Annotated in this window: 3 protein-coding genes; all 3 read left to right on the forward strand. The window is 40.1% G+C overall.

Translation table 11 applies throughout. From position 1 onward, the window contains the following. Positions 1-199, forward strand: a 199-nt coding sequence (locus HY841_13680) for a T9SS type A sorting domain-containing protein (GenBank protein MBI4931812.1), incomplete at its 5' end; no start/stop codon positions are given. A gap of 10 nt (positions 200-209) precedes the next feature. Then, positions 210-1,394 carry a T9SS type A sorting domain-containing protein gene (locus HY841_13685; GenBank protein MBI4931813.1) on the forward strand — a complete coding sequence of 395 codons (1,185 nt, stop codon included), beginning with the start codon at positions 210-212 and terminating at the stop codon, positions 1,392-1,394. A gap of 5 nt (positions 1,395-1,399) precedes the next feature. Then, on the forward strand, positions 1,400-3,114 hold a 1,715-nt coding region (locus HY841_13690; protein ID MBI4931814.1), incomplete at its 3' end, for a hypothetical protein.

A 3,114-nucleotide genomic window follows, 5' to 3' on the forward strand; every position in this document is an offset into this window, starting at 1 on the left:
AAGTTTCACCGTCATTGCGAGCGAAGCGAAGCAATCTCAAATCAAAATCTATAACACGCTGGGTGAATTAGTTTATCAAACATCCGTTAACGAAAAGAAAACAGAAATAAAAATTCCTGAAATAGCAAAAGGGATTTATCAGTTGCAAGTTGTATCAGAAAACGGAATAACAAACAAAAAAATAATCATAAACCATTAAAACAAAACTCATGAAAAGAATCTATATTCTAATTACAGCCATTTTATTTTCCGCTTTTCTTGTTAATGCACAAGGCACATGGACACAAAAAGCAAACTTTGGAGGAACGGCAAGGGTGCATGCTGTGGGTTTTTCCATTGGAACAAAAGGATACATTGGAACAGGCAATGATGGCGCAAATAAAAATGATTTCTGGGAATGGGATCAGGTTACAAATGTTTGGACGCAAAAAGCGAATTTTGGCGGCACTGCAAGATATGGAGCGGTTGGTTTTTCAATTGGCACCAAAGGATATATAGGCACAGGAGAAGATGGCACTCCTTATAGAAAAGATTTTTGGGAATGGAATCAGTCAACAAATAGTTGGACACAGAAAACAAGTTTTGGCGGAACAGCGAGACGAAGTGCTGTTGGTTTTTCCATTGGAACAAAAGGATATATCGGAACAGGATACAGCAGTTCGCCCACAACTCGTTATAAAGATTTTTGGGAATACGATCCAAGCACAGATGTATGGACAGCAAAAGCAAACTTTGGTGGAACGGCAAGAGATGGCGCTACTGGTTTTTCCATTGGAGCAAAAGGATACATTGGGACTGGTGACGATGGCGTTTACAGAAATGATTTCTGGGAATATAATCAAGCTGGAAATTATTGGATACAAAAAGCCGTTTTTGGAGGCAGCGCAAGAACCAGTGCTAAGGGTTTTTATATCAGTACTAAAGGATACATAGGAACAGGATTTGCTACTGGATACGAACAGACCTTTTGGGAATGGAATCAGACAACCGATACATGGGTGCAAAAAACAAATTTCCCTCCTTCCAATGGCAGAATAGGGGCGACATCTTTTTCTATCGGTACAAAAGGATATATAGGAACAGGAGCTGATTTCGGAGGTAATAAACAGGATTTTTGGGAATACGACCCAAGCATTAATACAGGAATGAATGAAGATGAAATTACAATTGATATTTCTATTTATCCAAATCCTTCTAATGGAATTATTACTCTCATTTCTGAAATCAACAAAGGGCAAATTACAATTTACAGTACTTCGGGAGCCAAAGTTTACTCTTCGCAAATCACAAATCAAAAAACAGAAATTGATTTAAGTAAAATCCATTCAGGAGTTTACTTCATCAAAATAATAACCGATGAGGGAACAGTAATCCGAAAAATCATAATTCAATAAATAAAATGAAAAAAACATTTACACATATCGCCATTGCTTTTATTGCCTGTTGCTTATGGACTGCTGCGAACTGTTTTTCTCAAGGGGCATGGACACAAAAAGCAGATCTGCCGGGAGTGGCTAGATATAAAGCCGCTGTTTTTTCTATTGGCAATAAAGGTTACATGGGAACTGGAAGCCAAGGTGTAAACTACTTGCAGGATTTATGGGAATATAATCCAGCCACAGATAGTTGGACACAGAAAGCAAACTTTGGAGGAATGGCGAGAAATAATGCTGTTGGATTTTCAATAGGAAGTAAAGGGTATATTGGTTTAGGATTTGGAAGCAATACTTATTTAAAAGATTTATGGGAGTATGATACTACTTTAAATACATGGACTCAGAAGGCGGATTTGCCGGGTGCAACTGCACCACGCCAGAGTGTCTTTTCTTTTTCAATTGGTACAAAAGCATATATAGGCGCTGGAGTTTTTTGCTGCCCTCAGGTAAACTACACAGATGTATGGGAATGGAATCAGTCAAACAATACATGGACTCAGAAAGCAAATTTTGCTGGCGGTCTCACAAGAATGGATGCAATCGGTTTCTCTATAAATGGAAAAGGATACGCAGGTACCGGATCTGATGCCGGCAGTTGGAAAGATTTTTGGGAATATAATCCTACAACAGATACATGGACTCAGAAAGCAAATTTTGGAGGACAGTCAAGAAGCATGGCAGTAGGATTTTCAATTGGAGGAAGAGGATATATTGGAACAGGTGCTTCAGGCGCAACGTATCATCAGGATTTCTGGGAATATAATCCAGCCACTAATTCATGGATAGTAAAGGCTCCTTTTCCCGGAACAGGCAGATACGATGCGGCTGGATTTTCAATTGGAAACAAAGGATATATAGGAACAGGATATGATGGCGGCACCAATCAGGATTTTTATGAATGGAATCCCTGCACGATAATGTCAACCACCGTAACGGCTTCGCCTGATACATGCACAACCAATGGAGCGGCAACTGTTTCTGCTACCGGAGGTTCTTCGCCTTATTCCTACTTATGGTCAACAGGCGCATCAACATCTGCAATCACCGGACTTGCTCCCGGAACTTATTCTGTACTCATTACAGATAATGTAGGATGCACCACTTCAAGCACAGCAAACATTATTGCTTACACAATTCCTGCTCCTATCTGCCTTGTAACAGTGGACACATCCACCTCAACAAAAAATGTAATTGTATGGCAAAAACCTTTCGCAGGAAATATTGACAGTTTCAGGATTTACCGTGAGATTGGCTTGAATAATTATGTGTACATCGGAGGTGTTCATTACGATTCGCTTTCATGGTTCACGGATACTACGAACGGAGTAAATCCGAAAATAACTTCTTACCGGTATAAAATTTCTGAAGTGGATACTTGCGGAAGTGAAAGCGTACTCAGCACACATCACCGCACCATTCACCTTTCTACTCCCAGCTACACTCCGCCTAGCACCTTTGATCTGATATGGACAAATGATTACGAAGGGTTTTCTTTCTCTCAATATTATATTCTTCGTGATGGAAACAACACAGGCATCTGGACAAAGATTGATTCTGTTTCTTACGGAACTCTTTCCTATACAGATATCAATGCCCCTACCGACAGCGCCCGTTATATTGTAGAAGCCGCACCTGCTCAGCCCTGCAATGTTTCCATAAAGAATCCGGATGCGTTGGC

The sequence above is a fragment of the Bacteroidota bacterium genome (assembly GCA_016213405.1).
In the GTDB taxonomy this organism is placed as follows: domain Bacteria; phylum Bacteroidota; class Bacteroidia; order Palsa-948; family Palsa-948; genus Palsa-948.

Bases quoted from the DNA above. Each gene is read 5' to 3' on its own strand.
- HY841_13685 (MBI4931813.1), top strand. From the start codon at position 210: ATGAAAAGAATCTATATTCTAATTACAGCCATTTTATTTTCCGCTTTT.